This is a genomic window from Flavobacterium lindanitolerans, assembly GCF_002846575.1.
Lineage (GTDB): Bacteria > Bacteroidota > Bacteroidia > Flavobacteriales > Flavobacteriaceae > Flavobacterium > Flavobacterium lindanitolerans.
Genome location: NZ_PJND01000007.1, coordinates 235,093 through 254,667, shown reverse-complemented (window position 1 = coordinate 254,667; position 19,575 = coordinate 235,093). Strand labels below are relative to the sequence as shown.

17 protein-coding genes are annotated in these 19,575 nt (G+C 37.3%); 4 read left to right on the top strand and 13 right to left on the bottom strand.

The genetic code is table 11. The features are described 5' to 3' along the window. Positions 1-6: 6 nt before the first annotated feature. A complete protein-coding gene (locus B0G92_RS01180) occupies positions 7-423 on the top strand; it encodes a DUF4296 domain-containing protein (protein ID WP_101470803.1) in 417 nt (138 codons plus the stop codon). On the opposite strand, the gene B0G92_RS01175 is transcribed toward B0G92_RS01180, so the two are convergent. Further along, a complete protein-coding gene (locus B0G92_RS01175) occupies positions 413-1,405 on the bottom strand; it encodes an NAD-dependent epimerase/dehydratase family protein (protein ID WP_101470802.1) in 993 nt (330 codons plus the stop codon). The two genes, B0G92_RS01180 and B0G92_RS01175, sit on opposite strands and share 11 nt — an antisense overlap. Before the next feature lie 150 nt (positions 1,406-1,555). On the opposite strand from B0G92_RS01175, the gene tyrS reads away from it, so the two are divergent. The 3 genes from tyrS to B0G92_RS01160 all read left to right on the top strand — a co-directional run bounded on the left by tyrS (position 1,556) and on the right by B0G92_RS01160 (position 5,651). After that, positions 1,556-2,851, top strand: coding sequence for a tyrosine--tRNA ligase (gene tyrS, locus B0G92_RS01170; protein ID WP_101470801.1), 1,296 nt, complete (start codon positions 1,556-1,558; stop codon positions 2,849-2,851). Positions 2,852-3,037: 186 nt separating this feature from the next. After that, positions 3,038-4,204: a porin gene (locus B0G92_RS01165; RefSeq protein ID WP_101470800.1), complete on the top strand. Its 1,167-nt coding sequence runs from the start codon at positions 3,038-3,040 to the stop codon at positions 4,202-4,204. 16 nt (positions 4,205-4,220) lie between these two features. Next, positions 4,221-5,651, top strand: coding sequence for an anion permease (locus B0G92_RS01160; RefSeq protein WP_101470799.1), 1,431 nt, complete (start codon positions 4,221-4,223; stop codon positions 5,649-5,651). Positions 5,652-5,655: 4 nt separating this feature from the next. Here B0G92_RS01160 and B0G92_RS01155 read toward each other — a convergent pair whose 3' ends face one another. The 12 genes from B0G92_RS01155 to B0G92_RS01100 form a co-directional block, all read right to left on the bottom strand. Beyond that, positions 5,656-6,636 (bottom strand): LuxE/PaaK family acyltransferase, encoded by a 981-nt coding sequence (locus B0G92_RS01155; protein ID WP_101470798.1) that lies wholly within the window; start codon positions 6,634-6,636, stop codon positions 5,656-5,658. 96 nt (positions 6,637-6,732) lie between these two features. Beyond that, a complete protein-coding gene (locus B0G92_RS01150; protein WP_143394974.1) occupies positions 6,733-8,025 on the bottom strand; it encodes a 3-coathanger stack domain-containing protein in 1,293 nt (430 codons plus the stop codon). A 2-nt stretch (positions 8,026-8,027) separates the two neighbouring features. After that, a complete protein-coding gene (locus B0G92_RS01145; RefSeq protein ID WP_101470796.1) occupies positions 8,028-8,957 on the bottom strand; it encodes a hypothetical protein in 930 nt (309 codons plus the stop codon). Between the two features lie 258 nt (positions 8,958-9,215). Then, complete coding sequence (locus B0G92_RS01140; RefSeq protein WP_101470795.1) at positions 9,216-10,547, bottom strand: 3-coathanger stack domain-containing protein; 1,332 nt, start codon at positions 10,545-10,547, stop codon at positions 9,216-9,218. A 1-nt stretch (position 10,548) separates the two neighbouring features. Beyond that, positions 10,549-11,502: a hypothetical protein gene (locus B0G92_RS01135; RefSeq protein ID WP_056071925.1), complete on the bottom strand. Its 954-nt coding sequence runs from the start codon at positions 11,500-11,502 to the stop codon at positions 10,549-10,551. A gap of 19 nt (positions 11,503-11,521) precedes the next feature. After that, the gene (locus B0G92_RS01130; RefSeq protein WP_101470794.1) at positions 11,522-12,430 is read right to left on the bottom strand and encodes an ATP synthase subunit B family protein; all 909 of its coding nucleotides are present in this window, start codon (positions 12,428-12,430) and stop codon (positions 11,522-11,524) included. A 31-nt stretch (positions 12,431-12,461) separates the two neighbouring features. Beyond that, positions 12,462-12,824, bottom strand: coding sequence for a hypothetical protein (locus B0G92_RS01125; RefSeq protein ID WP_101470793.1), 363 nt, complete (start codon positions 12,822-12,824; stop codon positions 12,462-12,464). A gap of 141 nt (positions 12,825-12,965) precedes the next feature. Continuing rightward, positions 12,966-13,754 carry a T9SS type A sorting domain-containing protein gene (locus B0G92_RS01120; protein ID WP_245867658.1) on the bottom strand — a complete coding sequence of 263 codons (789 nt, stop codon included), beginning with the start codon at positions 13,752-13,754 and terminating at the stop codon, positions 12,966-12,968. Positions 13,755-13,842: 88 nt separating this feature from the next. Beyond that, positions 13,843-14,736: a lamin tail domain-containing protein gene (locus B0G92_RS01115; protein WP_101470792.1), complete on the bottom strand. Its 894-nt coding sequence runs from the start codon at positions 14,734-14,736 to the stop codon at positions 13,843-13,845. Between the two features lie 112 nt (positions 14,737-14,848). After that, positions 14,849-15,190, bottom strand: coding sequence for a T9SS type A sorting domain-containing protein (locus B0G92_RS01110; RefSeq protein WP_101470791.1), 342 nt, complete (start codon positions 15,188-15,190; stop codon positions 14,849-14,851). 103 nt (positions 15,191-15,293) lie between these two features. Continuing rightward, positions 15,294-16,469: a hypothetical protein gene (locus B0G92_RS01105; RefSeq protein WP_101470790.1), complete on the bottom strand. Its 1,176-nt coding sequence runs from the start codon at positions 16,467-16,469 to the stop codon at positions 15,294-15,296. A 213-nt stretch (positions 16,470-16,682) separates the two neighbouring features. Next, positions 16,683-19,415 (bottom strand): TonB-dependent receptor, encoded by a 2,733-nt coding sequence (locus tag B0G92_RS01100; RefSeq protein ID WP_101470789.1) that lies wholly within the window; start codon positions 19,413-19,415, stop codon positions 16,683-16,685. Between the last annotated feature and the right edge of the window lie 160 nt (positions 19,416-19,575).

Below are 19,575 nucleotides of genomic sequence, written 5' to 3'. Positions count from 1 at the left end.
AAAAGTATGAAGAAATATTTTTTATTGTTCGTTTTGCTAAGTGTTGTAGCCTGCCAGGAAAAAGCAGTTGAAAAACCTGCCAATCTTATACCAAAAGATAAGATGAAGAATATCATCTATGATCTTGCAATACTTCAGGCTATGAAAGGAGTCAATCAGGCTGCTTTGGATTCGAATGGAATTGATCCGGCAACCTATGTCTATAAAAAATATAAAGTCGATAGCCTTCAGTTTGCGAAAAGCGATCAGTACTATGCTATAGAAAATGTCAAGGAGTACGAAAAAATGTATAATGAGATCAGTGAATTGGCAGGAAAAGAAAAAATGCGTATAGACAGCGAGTTAAAAAAGGAAACAGATACGACAAAAATTCTTGAAAGGAAATTTGAAGTAAAACAAAAAAAAGACAACGTTAAACAGTAGCGGAAACTTTAGAGATATAATTGGCAATGTCCTCAAATTCAAAATTGAGGGCATTTTTTATTTTAGAATTGTCAAATTCGGACTGGGTGTGCAATGAGGCTGCAGTTGCTTTGGATAACTGTCTTTTTTTAAAGAAAAATGTAGAAATCAGCCAGTCAATCCTCCATGCCAATCCGGTTACCCAAGGCTTTAGATATACGGATGGTTTTGGTTTGCCTAATGATGTCGCAATAAGGTCGGCGAGTCGATGATAGGTAATGCTTTCCGTAACCAAAATAAAACGTTCTTTCTGGATGTTGCTTTTCATAAGCTGATACATAGAACGCGTCACATCTTCTACGGTTATAAACCCGGTAGCACCTTCTGTATAGTATTTTAATCCTTTTTTAACCCGTTGGAATATTTCGCTGCTTCCGCTGTTCCAAAATCCCGGACCAAGTATGATACCCGGATTTACGATTACCACAGGAAGGCCTTCTTCCTGACCGCGCCACACTTCCATTTCAGCTCCGAATTTGGATATGGCATAATCACTTCGGGATATTTCAGGATTCCATTCGGTTTCTTCCGTAATAATGGTTTCATGTTCCTGAAGATCACCAAGAGCAGCAATAGAACTTACATGGCAAAGTTTTTTGACGTTATAAGACAGACACATATTGACGATATTGGCAGTGCCTTCAATGTTTGTCTTACGCATCTGTTCTTCATCGCCCGGGTCAAAAGAAATAAAAGCGGCACAATGGTACACATAATCAATATTTTCAAATGCTTTTTCAAGAGAAGGAATATCTGTGAGACAGCCCTGTATCCAATTGATTTTTTCAAAAATATCCAACCGGCCTTTCCATTCGAAAAGAGCCTTTGTCTGCTGTATGTTTTTCTCGTTTCTATAGAGTGCCCGAACCTCTTCTCCATTCTCAAGAAGAAGGAGTAAAAGATGTGAACCTACTAATCCGGTAGCGCCTGTTACTAAAACCATAGTTGCAAATATAAGGAGATTGTTGGATTTTGAGCCAGAATGATAAAGCTACAATTTCTTTTGGATTGTATGCAAATAAATTAGAAATGAGAGGCATTCGGATTTTCTAATTACTCCAATACCCTTATCTTTGCGCAAATTAATAGAAAAATGAAAAATTTAGTTGAAGAATTAAAATGGAGAGGGCTGTATCATGATAGCATGCCCGGAACAGAAGAACAATTGCTTAAAGAAGCGACGACTGCCTATATCGGATTTGATCCTACAGCAGACTCGTTGCATATTGGAAGCATGGTTCAGATCATTCTCCTTGTTCATCTAAAGAATTTCGGGCACCAGCCAATTGCTTTGGTAGGCGGTGCTACAGGAATGATTGGAGATCCGTCTGGAAAATCTGATGAAAGAAACCTGTTAAATGAAGAAACATTGGCCAAAAACGTAGCAGGAATCAAAAGCGTATTGTCACGTTTTCTGGATTTTGGTACTGAAGGCAAAAATGCTCCTTTCATGGTTAATAACTATGACTGGATGAAAGAGTTTTCATTTATTGATTTTGCCCGTGAAGTAGGAAAACGTATCACCGTAAACTACATGATGGCGAAAGATTCTGTAAAAAAGAGATTCAGCGGAGAAGGAGAAGGTATGTCGTTTACAGAATTTACCTATCAATTAATCCAGGGATACGATTTCTATCATTTATATAAAAATTACAACTGCCTTCTGCAAATGGGCGGTTCTGACCAATGGGGTAATATTACTACCGGAACAGAATTAGTGCGAAGAATGGGCGGTGAAAATGCGAAAGCCTATGCCTTGACTACTCCGTTGATTACAAAAGCCGACGGTTCGAAGTTTGGTAAATCCGAAGGCGGTAACATTTGGCTGGATGCCGACAAGACTTCGGTATACAAATTTTACCAGTTCTGGGTGAATACGACTGATGTAGATGCTGAAAAATACATTAAGATTTTTACATTCCTCGATAAAGATACTATTGAGGCTCTGATTGAAGAACACAGACAAGCACCTCATTTGCGTATCCTTCAGAAAAAATTAGCTGAAGAAATTACGGTTTTTGTGCATAGCAGAGAAGAATTGGAAAAGGCAATTCAGGCATCAAACATTTTATTTGGAAATGCAACTTCAGAAGATTTAAAGCAATTGGATGGAGCTACTTTCTTAGAAATTTTTGATGGTGTTCCACAGGCAGAAGTTGCAAAAGGAGACATTGAAAACGGAATTGATATTGTTTCGTTGCTGAATGAAAAGACAGGATTTCTAAAGTCGAATGGTGAAGCAAGAAGAGCCTTGTCTGAAAACTCGATTTCTGTAAATAGAGAAAAAGTAACCGAAGAATCTCAGGTTTCGTCAAAAGACCTGATTAACGGTCAATTTATTCTTTTACAACGAGGAAAGAAAAATTATTTTGTGGTAAGGGCTGTTTAAGCTTTTCGTATAAATCAATTAAAGGAGACTTAACGGTCTCCTTTTTTTTATTGATAAATGTTAAATATATCAAAATATTTCTTAAATTTGAGAAAAGGATTACAACAATGCTTGTAATGCAATAGTCAATAGTTGGATTTCAAAGAGGTCCCCAAAATTATCTTGTTTCAGCTAATTCAAAAGACTATGGATATATTTAGACATTTTCAAAACAGCATTTTGAAAATCAGTTTTCTTATTTGTCTGCTATCATCGGACGGTGTTTTCTCGCAAACTTCTCAGGCAGACGAAAACGAAAAAAAAGAAGCCACAACCTATCCTAAATTTTCAGTAAAAGGACTTTTTCAGGGACAGTATGTTGCCAGCCTGAATACAGATGTAGATATTAATGGGCTGCATCACTCCGATGGTGAAGAAGTCAGCAATACGTTTCTCGTCAAACGGGGGCGCCTTCAGGTAAAGGCAATTATCAGCGACCGTACTGATGTAACGATGTCAGTCAATTTAGCCGATTTTAAATCGGACCCAAAGAATAAGGTATTGGAAAATGCCTATATTTCCTATAAACTGACTGATAAGATAAGTTTAACAGCAGGACAGTTCAGGCCCTTTTTTGGATTGGAAAATACCTATCCGATTGATATTGTCAAATCCATAGATTTTTCAAACCAATATTATGAATTTGGGAACAATGGCTGGGAGAGTTTCCAGATTGGAGCGTCTGTCTCAGTAAGAGATTCCATTGGAAGGATGCCTGTCCAATATGGTCTTACCGTATTTAACGGAAATGGCAGAAACCAAAACAACGATAAAGACAATGGCAAACAATATGCAGGTAGGGTTCTTTTTCGATTGTCAGAAAAGAACAATGTTAATTTGGGGCTAAACGGTGGATTGGGACAGGTTTTTCATAAAGATGTCTATGCTGCTGGTTTTGATATTACTTCCAATTTCAGCCTTTCCGAGAAATTTTTGCTGGAATTACAGTTGGAAGCCAAACAAGGTACAAACCATAATTTGTTTTTTAACCTGCAACCGGAAGAAAGAACGTATAATCTGAATAGGTACCAAACCAGAGGCTTTTATTTTCTTCCCAATTTGAGATATGATATCCAATACAGGAGATTGAGTTCTATAGAATTTTCGTGTCGGTATGAGTATCTTGATTCCAGCTATCGGGTCAATTCCAACCTAAGACAAACATGGTTGCCTATGCTAAGCCTGGAATTTTTAAAATCCTACAATGCCCGAATTCAACTGGCCATGCAGATAGATGATTATAAAAGGAATGTTCCTGATACTCCTAAGTATGACAACAAGTTGTTTATTCTTCAGGTTCAAAGTCGTTTTTAGCTAAAACCTATAGATTATGAAAGAAATAAAACTCTCCCGTTTGGCCATTACTGTGCTGTTTGGTGCGGCAATTTGGCTTTCTCCTGTTCCGGAAGGAGTAAAACCGGAAGCATGGCATTTGTTGGCCATTTTTCTTGCAACAATTTTGGGGATAATTCTCAAAGCAGCAAGTATGGGAACCATGTGTATGATGGCTATAGCTGCGGTGGCACTGAGTGGCGTTCTGGCTCCCGGTAATCCTTCTAAATCAATTTCTCTGGCACTTCGGAGTTTTGGAGATAAGGTAATCTGGTTAATCGGAATTTCTTTCTTTATTGCCAGAGGATTTATCAAAACAGGTCTCGGCAATAGAATTGCCTACCTTTTCGTAAGGATTTTTGGAAAAAGTTCATTGGGACTTGCCTACGGATTGGGTTTGGCGGATTTGGCTTTGGCGCCTGCAATTCCAAGTAATACGGCACGTGGAGGCGGAATTATTTATCCGATTATGAAATCCATGTCCATAAGTTTTGATTCGGTTCCGGACAAGCCGGAAACACATAGGAAACTGGGCTCCTTTCTTACGCTGAACAGTTATAACATGAACCTGATAGCTTCATCTATGTTCCTGACCGGAACAGCAAGCAATCCCATGTGCCAAAAGTTTGCAGCTGATTTGGGTATTCATATTACTTGGATGTCATGGGCAATTGCCGGAATTGTACCGGGTCTTGTTGCCTTTTTTGTGATTCCTATGGTTTTATATAAAGTATATCCCCCGGAACTAAAAAAGACAGGTGATGCACCGGCACTTGCCAAACAAAAACTGGCGGAGATGGGACCGGTTACAAAAAATGAATGGCTCATGCTTTTGGCTTTCGCCGTATTGTTGTTTTTATGGATTACAGGAGATTTATTCGGTATTGATGCTACAACTACAGCTTTTCTTGGGCTTGTGCTATTACTATTGACTTCTGTACTTACGTGGGAAGATGTTAAAGCAGAAAAAGGCGCTTGGGATACTATCGTTTGGTTTGCCGTTTTGGTCATGATGGCCAGTTCTCTCAACGAACTGGGTTTTATAGGCTGGTTTAGTGAATTGATAAAAACCAAGATTGGAGATTTAAGCTGGCAGATTGCTTTTCCTGTTATTATGATTGTTTATTTCCTGAGCCATTACCTTTTTGCAAGTGCTACGGCGCATGTGGCGGCGATGTATGCCGCATTACTGGGCGTTGGGGTTTCTATAGGAATTCCGGGACTGCTATTGGCATTTATGTTAGGATTCTGTGGTTCATTTTATGGTACGCTAACCCATTACGGACATGGTCCGGCTCCGGTTTTCTTTGGAAGCGGATTTGTGGATATCAAAAACTGGTGGACAAAAGGTCTGATTACGGGTGTAATTATGCTCGTGATTTATATGGTTGTTGGTGGTCTGTGGATGAAAGTTATTGGTTATTATTAGACCGTTACAGCACCATCAGATTGCATCCGCGAATATCAGAATTATCAAAACGGCCCAATACTTCAAATGAATTGTTGGGTTGTTTTTTTCCCAAATCCTGTGTGGCAATAAAAGAGCACGAATTGATATTGGCGAGGTCAATAACATTTATACCGCCGGTTTTTCCATTTTCAACATAGGACAGCGCGTCTTCAGTATCGCGGATAAGTACCTGCATCCAGTTTGGGCATTCAAAGATTCCGTTGCCAAGAGAATAGGCCTGTGACAGCAGTTCTGTCATTCCGTATTCTGAATGAATAGCGTTAACGCCAAATCCTTTGCAGAGCAATTCATGAAGTTCCTCCCGAATCATTTCCTTGCGTTTTCCTTTCATGCCTCCGGTTTCCATGATGATAGTGTTTTTCAGATGGAATTGTTGCTTTTCAATAAGGTCAAGCAGTGCATAGGTTACGCCAATTAAAATTATATTTTCGCCAGCTTTATCAAGCTGAAGTAATTTTTGAATCAGGTCGTCATAATTGTTGAGGTAGAAACCGCTTTCCGGATGGTTTGACAGCTTAATCAGGTCGTCAACCATATAGATAAGCGAAGAACCTTCCCTTTCCAGATAAGAAGGCAGAAGGGCGAGCACGGCATAATTTTCAATATTTCCGTAAAATTGCGCGAATCCTTTTTGATAGCTTTCTTCGTATAAAGTAATATCGGTAATAAAGTGCCTGCTGGTTGACATTCCTGTCGTTCCGGAACTCGTAAACGTTTCCTGAATTTTTTCGGTTGAAGACAAAACCTCATGACTCTTGAAAAACTGTATTGGCAGAAACGGAATCTGCTGCAGTGTTTTCACCTGTTGTTTTTCGACATTCAAAAACTGGCAGAATTCACGATATACGCTATTGTTGTCGTATTGGAACCGGAATACTTTCAGGGCTATTTTTTCAAACTGCTTATTGTTGGAAATACTGAATATGTCTGATGCTGCAATCAAAGGGAATTGTTTTTGGCAAAGGTAATTATTTTAAAAACAAACCCCGACAGGATTTTATATCTGTTCGGGGTTGATAAATTAATGTTGACCTGAAAACTATTTTTTAAACAGTTTGGAAGTAATTGTCCTTCCATCTCCGGTTTGTACTGTCACGATATACATTCCGTTTTTATAGTTAGCAAGGTCAATCTCATAAGAGTTAGCGTCAAGCTCTTTCGAAAGCATTGTTTTTCCATCAATAGAGGTAACCCGAATGTTTCGGATAGGCTGCTGGTATTCTATGGTGGCTTTTTGTGTCGCCGGATTTGGATACAAAAGCAGCTTTTCCGTAACAGGAGTATCGGTTATCAGCTTTTTCAGATCTGTCGTTTCGGCAGCAGGAGATTCTCTTCCTACAAATGTACCTGTACATCCCTGTATATAACCTCTGAATCTGGAGCCGTTTGCTGAATAGAACCCTTTTTTAAGCGTAATGGTTCTTTTGGCATGATATACTCCAACAGCACCTGAATTGATGGTGTTGTGGGCTGTAATCGTGTTTGAGGTTTCCCGGTTATCCTGATTTCCTGATGCCACATTGTCTGTTGGTGATGTTAATGTTATGTCGGGAATACAGCAGTTTTGCTGCCCGGGAGGCAATACGGTGACATCAATTGCTATCGGACATTGAATCGTCTGTCCGCCATTTGGTGTAAAGACATATTGGGTTGTTCCGGCCACACTCGTGTCGATAGTAGCGGGACTCCAGCTACCCTGAATATTATTACCTAAAGTTGTAGGCAGAGTAGGAGGTATACTGTTATAACATAACGTTCCTATTGACGGTAGCCTTAGGATTTCCATCGTATAAAACAGATACGCATGTGTTGTCCCGTTGGTATTGGCGTAATTTATCGTAAAGCTGTCTATGGCATTAGAACAGGTCCAATGAACATCTGTATTTGGTGGAGTTCCGGCTGATACTGTAACCCCGCTGGTTGTAGCGCAGCATCCGGCCGATGCAGTCACTCCGCCGAATGTAATGTTTGAAAAGCTAAAGGAATCGTTCCAGGTGCCGTAATTGATGTCATACACCCGAAACCGGGTTATTATTACTTTCTCCGGAAAGGTAAAGGTCAAATCTTTGGAAGGAGCATTATTCCATGCGCCGGTAGTTTGAAACACTGTTGGATTGGCAGGTATGCTGTAGAATACCATATTCAATCCTGTGCCGGTAGCCATCACGTTAAGGGTTCCGCCGGAATATGTTGCGGTAATCCCCGTCGTATTTACAGGCACATTATCCCATATAATCTGTTCTTGAGAATAAAGCTCTGAATGGAAAGAGCCAGCCAAAAAACAAAAGAGGATAAGCAGCCCTGTTTTTGGTTTTCTGTATAGATTTTTCACATTTATTGCTTTAAGTTTTTCACCATTTCTTTTAACTCCTGGATTTCCTTATTCTGCTGAATCAGATAAAGTGTCAGTTCCTCAATCTTTTCCTGTTGGATTTTTGTGATTTCACCCAATTCAATTCCTTCTTCTTTTACTTGTTTGGCTGAAGGAACATTTGGCAGGTGGCCGTTATCTTCAATATATTTCTCTACTTCTTCCAAAGATTTTAGCTTATAACTATCAGAGAAAACATAATCAGCCCAATCAGCCTGCAGGTTGATTCTTACTTCTTCTGTAAGGATGCCGCCTTTTACAATCAGCCTGTAATGCGAAATATCCAAGCCTCCTGCAAAAATTGGGAATGCACCAAAATCGTTACCAATACCCACTTTTCCGTTTAATTTGATAAGGTATTCCGAGAAATCACCCCAAATCAAAGGCGTTACATTATAGGCATTGTTAATGTGAAGTTTGTTGCTGTCCGTTTCTCCATAACCTGCATAGCTTCCAATCAGGACATTGCCTTCTCCTGTAGCTTTTGCACCGGAATAGGCTCCAATGAAAGTGTTTGTATTTCCTTGATTTGATGCGCCGCTGGCATAACCCACATAAACGTTATGTCTTCCGTCATAATTATATGATCCGGCACTTGCACCAATAAAAGTATTTGAACTGCCTTCTCCATTATTGATTCCGGCCTGATGTCCAAAAAAAGAGTTGCTGTCTCCTGAGACATTTTTAGCGCCTGCCAAATGCCCAAAAAAGGAATTATAAGCATTTTCGGTAAAACGTCCGGCCTGGTAGCCATAAAACGCATTTTCTTTTTCAACGGTTCCGGCATCAAGTCCGCCGCTGGTTAGTAAGTTAGTCGAAGCGACATTTTGCGAATTTGCAGAAAAAATTCCGCCAAGCAGTAATCCTGCGCATAGGGTTTTTGTTAAGTTCATAATAATGTTGATTTAAGGTTTAACCTAAAATTAACACTATTTGTAGTATAAAAAAATAATTAAAATACTGTAAATGAGGCAATTTGTTATTTTAATATAAAAAATGGGTTTTAAATATTTATACGAAGTTTCGGGAAAGAAATTTTAACGCGTGGTTGTATTTGTTCAAAATGACATTAATTTTAAAAGCAATCATTTCGTTTTGCGATTTTTAATAATAGTAAAGGCTCCAGTACGCTGGAGCCTTTGGGTTTTTAATTACTCTTTTATAAGTTTAGAAGTAAAAATATTTCTGTTACTAGTCTGAATCGTTACTATATATATTCCGTTTTTATAATTGGATAAATCAATTTCATAAGAATTTGTTTTAAGTATTTTGGAAAAGATTGTTCTTCCATCAATAGAACTAATCAGGAGATTATGAATTGGTTCGTCATATTCTATTGTTGCTTTTTGTGTAGCCGGGTTTGGATATAAGAGTGGTTTTTGAACAATTTGAGTGCCTTTCATTTCCTTTTGAAATTCTTTTCTGTTAGTAATGTCAGATTCTCTTCCAACAAACTTATCTGAACATCCCTCAACATATGCTCTAAATCGGGAGCCGTTTTTTGAATGAAAACCAGATTTAAAAACCAGAGTGCTTCCCGCATGGTATATTCCAACTGCTTCCTTATTAATTTGGTTGGAAGCTGTTATTGAAATTGAAGCCTGACGATTGTCTTGAATTGGAGCGTTAACATCGTCAAGCGGAGATGTAAGAATTAAATGTTGTGGACAGGGAGCTTGAACAACAGAGCATAATTGATCGCTTATAGCGCCGATTTCTACAGGGGTCAATGTGAAGTTTGGCTTGTATAAAAAGAAGCGGGGTAATGAGCCAGGACCATTTGGATCTAAAGGATAAGACTCTATTTCATTAAGGATATAAGTTCCTCCATTTCCTCCGCTAGAAATTGCGGCTCCTGCTTTTTTTGCTTTTAAGTCAGATCCCGGCATGTAACCTTCTGCACCACTAGGAACCATTGTTACAATAAATGTAGCATTTCGTGAAACCTTGAAATTTGTATAGTTTTGAAAAGCACCATTTGATCCGATTAAGATAGTGTTTTTGTTTACAAGACATGACCCTGTCAGGTCATCTCGCAAAGCATCCGTAAAGAAATAGATGGCTAATGTATTTCCGGAAGTTCTGTTTAAAAATGAAGTTCCAAGTATGTTTGAATCTGTAATATGGTCTAATGCCTTTCCAATCAATCCTAGTGATTCATGTGCAAAATCATAATTTCCTACATCAGCCACAGGAACACGGGAAAAACTTATAGCCGAGTTTGTAAAGTCAGTTTCAATTTTGATTTTAGGAATAAAGTTTGTTCCAACTTTCGTGGCAGCATATTGTATAACGGTTATTTTATTATCGGGATTGCATTCAAGGACATTTGCCATAATATTGCTCACGGATGCTTTCATAGCAGCGTATTCGATGTCGTCAATTGAACCACTATTGTCAATCCAGAAGATGACATCTGTTCCTTGTGCAAAGCTTTTAAGGCCACATGTAAGGAACAAAATAAGGATATATAGTTTTTTCATATTATTTTTCTATCAATTGTTTTACCAGTTCTTTTAGCTCTTTTATTTCTTCACTCTGTTTTTCGATTGTTTTATTTTGCTCGATCATATGAAGTGTCAGTTCCTCAATTTTTTCCTGCTGCATTTTTGCAATCTGCCCTAATTCGATTCCTTCTTCTTTTACCTGTTTTGCAGAAGGCATATTAGGCAAATGGCCATTTTCTTTGATGAATATTTCTATCTTTTGAAGAGGCATTAATTCATAATCTTTACTGAATACATAATCTGCCCAATCGCTCTGAAGATTGACCCGTACTTCTTCTGTCAATATACCGCCATTTACAAAAAGATTATAATTGGAAACGTTTACAGAACCTGCTGTTGTAGGAAAGTTTCCGAAACCGTTTCCAATGCCTACTTTTCCGTTAAATTTTAATTGATCTTGGGCAAAATCACCCCAGATTAGAGGACTGGCCGTGTCTGTATTATCAATAAATAATTTGTCATTTCCAGACATTGAATAGCCGGCATTACTTCCTATTAATACATTGTTTGAGCCTTGTGAGTCTCCTCCTGCCAGCATTCCTAAAAAAGTATTATAGTTGCCATTGTTTTCTCCACCTGTAAACTGACCTACATAGACATTGTTAGAACCGCTATAGCTAGTTTGTCCAGAATGTGAACCGACAAAAGTATTATTTGCTCCTATTGTGTTATTTGCTCCTGCTTGATAGCCAATAAAAGCATTGTTTTTTCCTGTTGTGTTTTCCCGACCTGATTCATGTCCTATGAACGTATTGTTTATGCCAGTACCGGTATATCTACCTGTTTGGTATCCATAAAATGTATTAGCCGTTCCATTAGTGCCGGCATTTAAGCCTCCGCTTGTCAAAGTAGCGGTTGAAGCTACATTTTGTGAAAAAGCAGTAATAGTGCAGAATAAAATTCCTAGATTTAAAAATTTTGATAGTTTCATAATTGTAAAAGTTAAGCAGTTAATTTTTGGTATTTGAATTGTTTATTTTTTCTTCTAATTCAAGCAGTTTTTTCTGCAGCACCTTATTCTCTTTGTTTAATTCGATAAGATAGAGCGTGAGTTCCTCGATTTTTTCTTGTTGGATTTTTGCAATTTCACCCAATTCGATACCGTTTTCCTTTACCTGTTTTGCAGAAGGAACATTTTCTAAATGGCCATTTTCTTTGATAAAAGTTTCTACCTCTTCAAGAGGCTTTAAATTATAATTTTTATCAAAAACATAGTCAGCCCAATCACCTTGAAGATTGACACGTACTTCTTCTGTCAATATACCGCCTTTTACAAACAGGTTGTAATTTGAAACGTTTACTGAGCCTGCTGTTGAAGGAAAGCTTCCGAAACCGTTTCCAATGCCCACTTTTCCGTTAAATTTTAGCTGATCGAGATTAAAGTCGCCCCAAATTAAAGGTGTGGTTCCGAAAGAGTTATTTATTCGGAGTTGATTGTCAAGATTTTCATAATAACCCGCATAGGCCCCAATATAAACATTGTTGGAACCATGTGCTTCGCCTCCAGCATTTGCCCCTATAAATGTATTGTTATTGCCAGATTCTATTTCTCCTCCAGCATAATGTCCTAAATATATGTTCCCCGTGCCAGTTTTATTTTGAAACCCACTTTGTGATCCGATAAATATATTCTGTGATCCAGAGGTATTGCTTTTTCCGGCAATATTGCCTAAAAATGTATTATTTGTTCCTGACGAATTATTTTCTCCGGTATTGCTACCGTAATAAGTGTTATAATTTCCTGCAGTTCCTGCTTGATAGCCGCCACTCGTTAAATTTGCTGTTGAGGCTACATTTTGTGAATGTCCAGCTAACCCAAATAAAAGCAATACGGGAATTGCTATTTGTTTTAATTTCATATTGTTAGGTTTTGTTGTTAAAAGATTGTGATTATTTTTTGAGAAGCAGATTTACTTTTTGTATGTATAATTTGTTACTTGCCAGTTCATTCATTCCTGCTTTATTGCCTAGAAATATGTTGTTAGACCCTTGAGAATTGAGACCGGAATAATATCCAAGATAGGTATTATTACTGCCGTTTTCACTTTCATAACCAGATGAATCTCCAATGAAAACATTGTTATTGCTATTGTAATTTATTCCTCCCGAATTAGAGCCTATATATGTATTGTGGCTTCCATTTATTATATGGTCACCGGCTTCAACTCCATAAATAGTATTCCCGATTTGCGCTTTTACCGTATAAGAAGTTATTACTAATAGCGTAGTCAAATAAAGTTGTTTTGTTTTCATAAAATTTGATTTATATGTTTTCTCATAAATATATAAAAAACATAAGAATTTACATTATAAATATTTTTTATTTGATTGATAATAAGTGTAATAAAAAAAGCCTCAATATTATTGAGGCTTTTTTTAAAGTATGTTTTTAGATTATTTAATAACTAATTTTCTAGTAGCAGTTTTTCCTTCCTCAGTAATTTTAACGATATAAACACCATCTTTTAAGTTAGAAACATTTACGTAATCTTTAGCTATTGTGTTTGCCACTTGCTTTCCTAAAACATCATATATAGCAATAGTTTTTTCAACGTTAGCCACAGTAGTGATAAATAATTTTCCATTGGTAACCGGATTTGGATAAACTTTAAGGCCGGGAATTGTATTTTCAGAAATCCCCAAAGTATTTCCGGTTAGCTTAACATCATCAATTCTAAATCCGACATTTGAGATTGGGTTTTCGAATTTTATTCTTAGGTTGGATGTAGATGGGATTGTGCCGGAAGGAGTAATCAATATCCAGGAAGAGGTTCCTGTTCCGGTTGGTCTTGTGTAAGTTAAAGGAGTCCATGCTGTTCCGTCAGTACTTACTTGCACTGTTAATTCATTGCTTCCAGCATTGGTTCCTTTATAGTGTCCAAATGACAAAGTCAGGTCAGAATAATTAAGTGTATTTATCCCTTCAATAATAAAAGTTTTAGCAGGAGTTGTTCCTCCCAGAAAAACGCATCCATTTCCAGAGACACCTTCATAGTTTTCAGATGGAGTTGTATTTCGTACATCAGCGGTACCTGAAAAGAGTATTGGGCTGCTGTTTTGAAAGGTATGGGAAGCTATAGCAGTTGTTGCAGTTGTATTTCCCATATTTTCTGTGAATATGGTTGTTTGGGAGTAGCTATTTCCAAAAGAAACTACTAGTAATAAAATGTAAAATTTCCTCATGTTTTTGTTATATTTTTTGATTAGAAAACAATAATACAAAAAAAAGCATCCCTATTGGGATGCTTTATATTATTTTGAAAGAAACTAATTACTTGATAACTAATTTTCTAGTAGCTGTTTTTCCTTCTTCAGTGATTTTAACGATGTAAACACCACCTTTTAAGTTAGAAACGTTTACAGACTCTGTAGCAGTTGTATTTACTACTTGTTTTCCTAATACATCATAGATAGCAACTGTTTTTTCAACATTAGCATTTGAAGTAATGAATAGCTTTCCGTTTGTTACAGGGTTTGGGTAAACTTTAAGTCCAGCGATTTCGTTGTCTTTAATGCCTAAGCTACAAGTGTTAGCTGCAGTTGCAGAGTTTCTAGGAGTTGGAGCAGCAACTGTGAAATCAGCAGCATTATCATTTGTATCTGCACAACCATTATTGTTTCTGATTGCAGCTGTAGAATTTGTTAATGCAGCAGTAGCAGCAGATCCTTCAAAACCATTTGCAGTTCCGTATCCTACTTTGTCAATTATTTGAGAGCCAGTTGGGTTAGCAGTAGTTTCAGCAACAGTTGTGTTTACTAAAATAACTTTACCATTAGTACCAGCCATTGAAAAGCCAGGTATTGGAGCTGGACTTGCGCCACCAGAAACTGTACAGCCACATGTAACACCATCTAAATCTGGCGTCGGCAATGCTGCAACCGGAGTTGTTCCAGCTGCTTGCTGAATTAAATAATATTTTCCAGGTTGTATTGTAACGTTTGGAAGGGTTTGAACAGCCCATGATGTACCTGCAGCCGAAGCATACTGAACAGACCAACCATTTAAACTTTGAGGAGCTGTTCCTCTATTGTATAATTCAATAAAGTCGTTCGTGTATACTGCTCCATTATTTCCACCTCCACCATAAACTTGGCTAATAACTACTTGTGCAGAAGCCGAAACTGATACAAATGCAACAGATAATAAAATGTAAAGTTTTTTCATGTTAACTTGTTTTTTGTTATAAAAATGTACTGCAAAGATAGAAACAATTTGTCAGAGACAAAAATATCTGTGTAAATTTATAGTTAAATGTATTTAGATGATTTAATTACAACTATTTGACTATTAGCTTTCTAGTAGCAGTTGCTTCGCCTTCCTTAATTTTTATAATATAAACGCCCGGCGAAAGTGAAGAAACATTAAGTTCTTTTGAAGTCACGACAGACTGTAAAACCTTTTTGCCAAGCACGTCATAAATGGCAATTTCTTTGTCTAAAGTCGATTTTGATGTAATATAAATCTTACCATTACTAACGGGATTTGGATAGAAACTCAAACCTTCGATGGTAGTTTCCTGTGTTTTTCCGTTAGCCGCCGGCCTTGACTCTTGAGCCAAAACTCTTGCAGAGAAAAGGAACAGGAAGAAGAATATAATGTAAAAGTATTTTTTAGCCATAGCGTGGATTTGGTATTGTAAATATATAAAACATATTTCAATTATTATACCAAAAAAAATGCCTTTCATTTCGAAAGGCATTTTGTCATATTAATTTAGGTTATTATAGACCAACAGTCCAACCTTGAGCCCATGATGGAGTCGCAGTTCCGTTTCCGGCACCTGTAGCAGTAGTAGATTCTGTATAGATTGCAGCTACGTTTACTGTTTCGCCGGCTGTATTTTTACCTGTAGATTTTGTAGTAATGTTATCAAATCTAACGTTAGTAGCTTTTAATGTACCGTCAGCTACATATCCAACGCTTTCGTTGTGTTGAACGTCAAACCCTGTAACGAAGTTGCTCAATACCAGGTTGTCAAATTTACCTTTAGTACCTACTCTTAATTTCAATGCCTGAGATTCGCTTCCTTGAGCACCAAGTCCAATAAGTGTAAGGTTTTTGATGTTTGGATTAGCAATTGGAGTTGCAAGGTGATTGTTAGAGTTGTTATCAGCTTCGATACCTCTGTTTCCTCTTCCAAGACCTAATTTTCCATACCAGTTTTCGTTAGTTCCGTTCCAACCTTCAGTCCAGTCGAAAGAATCGTCTTCATTTGAAGTAGAAATCAAATACTTAGTGTTTACTGTACCTCCGAAAAACTCAATACCGTCGTCAGAACCTTCGTGTACTTGTACATACTCGATAGTTGTTCCACTACCAACACCAAATAATGAAAGTCCATTGAATTCTTTTTCACTGTTATAAGCATATCCTGAATACTCAATTCTTAAGTATCTGATTGATCCTGAATTGTCGTTAGCCAATGTACCACCGTATGTCAAATCTGAAACCTCTGCAGATGCTGTAGCACCTTTGTTGATTGGAGCTTTACCACAGATTACCAAACCTCCCCATTTTCCTGGAGATTTTACAGAACTTGTCATCACTACAGGATTAGTAGCAGTACCGTTTACGAAAATCTGGCCTCCTTGTGCAACAGCAATATATCTGATGTCTTCTGTTGAGTTGTCAGGTCTTGCTGTAGCTTCAATAATAGCTCCAGGCTCGATTGTTAATTTAGCTCCGTTTGCAACAACTAATTTACCGCTCAATTTATAAGTAACTCCTGTTTTTAGTACTACTTCTCCATCATTAATTGTTCCTTTGAAATTGTTAGCATCAAGAACGAAAGTTGAAGAAGGTCCGTTGTTGTTTCCATCATCACTTGAACATGATGTTAATACAGCTGCAGATGCAAGAAGTGCCATGCTGAAAGCTTTAAAAAGAGATTTTTTCATTTGTGTTGTTTTTTATTAATTTTCTAATGCAAAAGTGGAGATTAGGCTTTAGTTTGCGGTTAAAAGAATGTGATGATATCGTTATATTAGTTTTTATTATTTGTAAATAAAACGTTATCAACTCAAAGCAAATGTTAACTGAAAAACAGTGGCTGCAAACAAAGAAAAATGGCTGCTAACGCGGCCATTTTTAGATTCTTAAATATTGTTTTTTTAGAACTGATAGGTCAACCCAAGGTTTAAACCAACACCTTTTTTATAGGAAAGAACCGTAATGTCTTCTGTTCTGTTTTCCTGAACTCTTTTAACTTTTGGGTCTAAGATGTTTCTGGCCGTAAAGTTGATTCCTAGATTTTTGTTCAGTTTGGTTTTTAATATAAAATCAAGAGAACCAATTGCTTTGTCAACCAGATTTCCTTTAGTTTCTACTCCCAAGGCATAAAGACGGTCAGAAGAATAGGCATATGCTAATGTTGCCATAATACTGGAATCACTCTTGTCCCATTCTTTGATATAGGTAAGATCTGCGTTCATCAATAAATCTGCAGCACCAGTGAAGCTGTCTTTAGAGCTTGTAAGGTTGATGTTATAGCTTGTTTCTTTTCTTACTTTTTCTGAATCAAGATCCTGGCTTGTTTTCATATAAGAAGCATTAAAGCCGGCAGAAAGTTTGCTTCTGTTTGCCGAATCAACTTCAAAAACATTCTTTCTGATTTCAAATTCTGCTCCAACCACATATCCGGTGTCTCCTGTGTTAAGGAAAGAAATATCGTTAGTTGAAGAAGCCAGGGTGATTTCGTTGATTGGGTCAAGAATGTATTTACCAAAAGCACCTACAGAAATGATTTCTTCATTTTTTGGGAAAAATTCCCATTTTAAATCCACATTATAGTTTTGAGAAGGATAAAGGTCCGGGTTACCTACTTTAATTTCTGTTACATCTTCATAAACAAAAAGAGCTCTTTCCTTAAATTGAGGCAATGTGTAAGTCTTGCTTGCTCCAAAACGCAGGTTTTGCTTGTCATTTAGCTCATATTTCAATACGATGCTTGGCAAGATTTCGTTTTTGTCAAAAGTGTTGCTTCTTCCGGAATTGTCCAACTGAGTTCTCCAGAAAACTTTTTGATATACTTTTTCAGCTCTCACTCCAATTAAGGATGTCAGTTTTTCTGAAAGCTTATATTCTAAGTTGAAATAACCGGCATGGATTTTTTGGTCACCTGTGTAGATTTGTGGTGTTAGTCCGCTGAACGCCTCAATTTGAAAAGCACCATTGTTGTAGGCTGTCTGATTAAAGAAAGCATCAAGATTGTAAGGATCTACAACAGTATTCATTTGGTCTGTTGCTATTCTGAAGTTAAACTGTATCGCGTCAAAGTCTCTCTTTTTGAATCTTCCGCTATACCCTACAGTCAATTTACCTTTTTGGCTTCCATCTTCTGTTTTTCCAAATTTATAATCAGCAGAAACATTGGCTGCCAATTCATCTTCTGTCAGGTTTTGGAAATATCTGTGGTTGTCTGTTGTTGTGTTTACGCCTAATACATAACCGTTGAAATCATTAATATACTTTAAAGTGTTTTGCGTTCTGTCTGGCATTTCACTCTTAATTCTGTTGAATGAAGTTCCCCAGTTTAAGTCAATATTGTCAGTGATTTTATGGGTTCCCAATAATTGATTAATCATCAATTTGTTCTGAGTATAGGTTCCTCTGCGGATAAAACCATTGTCGTCTTCTGCAAGGTCACGAATAAAACCTCTGTATTCATCATTTACTTGTGAAGAAGAGTTAACAAACAGGAAGTTATAATTGATTTTGTGGTCAGGATTTATACGGTAAGCCGCATTAAACATTCCTGTTGTATTGGTGTTGTATGAATAGGTTTTCTGGTCGAAAGATTTTAGCTTTGCTCCTTGGGCACTCACACTTTGGTTAATTCCTTCTCTATAACTAAAACCATTAGCAAATCCGGCAGTTGCAAACAGACTTAGACGGCCTTCGTTTCCAATGTCGAATGATTTACCGGCCTTGAAGTTGGCATTTCCTCCATAGGGTGCTTCTTTTTCAGGAATCAGGCTGTTTTTAAAACTGTATGAGCCCAATGGGTTGTTTGGAAGGTCAGCATTCGAATATCCGAGCTTATTTGGTCCCTGCTGTAATATGAAATTATCCTGTTTGATGGCATTGGTGTTTACAACAGAACCTAATTCTATTTCAAAAAGACCATTACCTTTGAAATCTTTAGAAATAATATCTACGTTACCACCTGCAAAATCTCCAAAAATTCTAGGATTGTATACTTTGTCAATTGAAATATATTCTACAATATCAGTAGAAAAAAGATTCAAAGCGATGTTCTTTTTTTCCGGATCATTTGATGGAATAGGCAAACCATTCATTGATGTAGAATTGTAACGGTCACCTAAACCTCTGACAAAAATATTACCTGTACCTTCTTGTTTTGAAATTCCGGTAACTTTAGTAACTGCACCGGCCGCATCACTTACTCCTTTTCTTGAAAGTTCCTGTGCGCCAATGTTTTGCTTGATTTCAACTGCTTTTTGCTGTTCCATTAAAAGAGCGGTTTCTTTTTGTCTGCTCTGTACGGATTCAATCACTACGTCTTCCAGAGTAACGCTTCCGGAACTTAATGCTTTGTTTATTGTTTTTGTTTCTCCGGCCTTGATCGTTACGGTTTCTTCTTGTGACTCATAACCCAAAAAGGCAAAAACCAGCACATGAGTTCCCGGCTTTACAGTTAAAGTATATTTCCCATCCATATCTGTTTGGGCTGCTGTGGTCGTTCCTTTAACTGTGACTGTTGCAAATGGCAACGTTTCGTTATTCAAATCCTTATCAGTAATTACTCCTGAAATCGTACTTTTGCTTTGTGCAAAACCAAGAGTGCTAAGCAATAAAGTAATGAATAATAGTTTAATTTTCATTTGTGTGTTGTTTAAATTTGCGCAAAGGAACGGTCGTTTTGTAAAGCTGATGTTAGCAACCTGTTACTTTTAAGTTTCAGGAACTTTACTAAATTGTTACGATATTAAATTACAGTTAACACATATAATCCTTTTGTTTTATATTTACATTTACAACCGC

What these genes read in the sequence shown, in the direction of transcription:
- B0G92_RS01180 (WP_101470803.1), top strand. Translation starts at nt 7, where the DNA reads ATGAAGAAATATTTTTTATTGTTCGTTTTGCTAAGTGTTGTAGCCTGC.
- B0G92_RS01175 (WP_101470802.1), bottom strand. Translation starts at nt 1,405, where the DNA reads ATGGTTTTAGTAACAGGCGCTACCGGATTAGTAGGTTCACATCTTTTA.
- tyrS (WP_101470801.1), top strand. Translation starts at nt 1,556, where the DNA reads ATGAAAAATTTAGTTGAAGAATTAAAATGGAGAGGGCTGTATCATGAT.
- B0G92_RS01165 (WP_101470800.1), top strand. Translation starts at nt 3,038, where the DNA reads ATGGATATATTTAGACATTTTCAAAACAGCATTTTGAAAATCAGTTTT.
- B0G92_RS01160 (WP_101470799.1), top strand. Translation starts at nt 4,221, where the DNA reads ATGAAAGAAATAAAACTCTCCCGTTTGGCCATTACTGTGCTGTTTGGT.
- B0G92_RS01145 (WP_101470796.1), bottom strand. Translation starts at nt 8,957, where the DNA reads ATGAACTTAACAAAAACCCTATGCGCAGGATTACTGCTTGGCGGAATT.
- B0G92_RS01140 (WP_101470795.1), bottom strand. Translation starts at nt 10,547, where the DNA reads ATGAAAAAACTATATATCCTTATTTTGTTCCTTACATGTGGCCTTAAA.
- B0G92_RS01135 (WP_056071925.1), bottom strand. Translation starts at nt 11,502, where the DNA reads ATGAAACTATCAAAATTTTTAAATCTAGGAATTTTATTCTGCACTATT.
- B0G92_RS01130 (WP_101470794.1), bottom strand. Translation starts at nt 12,430, where the DNA reads ATGAAATTAAAACAAATAGCAATTCCCGTATTGCTTTTATTTGGGTTA.
- B0G92_RS01125 (WP_101470793.1), bottom strand. Translation starts at nt 12,824, where the DNA reads ATGAAAACAAAACAACTTTATTTGACTACGCTATTAGTAATAACTTCT.
- B0G92_RS01120 (WP_245867658.1), bottom strand. Translation starts at nt 13,754, where the DNA reads ATGAGGAAATTTTACATTTTATTACTAGTAGTTTCTTTTGGAAATAGC.
- B0G92_RS01115 (WP_101470792.1), bottom strand. Translation starts at nt 14,736, where the DNA reads ATGAAAAAACTTTACATTTTATTATCTGTTGCATTTGTATCAGTTTCG.
- B0G92_RS01110 (WP_101470791.1), bottom strand. Translation starts at nt 15,190, where the DNA reads ATGGCTAAAAAATACTTTTACATTATATTCTTCTTCCTGTTCCTTTTC.
- B0G92_RS01105 (WP_101470790.1), bottom strand. Translation starts at nt 16,469, where the DNA reads ATGAAAAAATCTCTTTTTAAAGCTTTCAGCATGGCACTTCTTGCATCT.
- B0G92_RS01100 (WP_101470789.1), bottom strand. Translation starts at nt 19,415, where the DNA reads ATGAAAATTAAACTATTATTCATTACTTTATTGCTTAGCACTCTTGGT.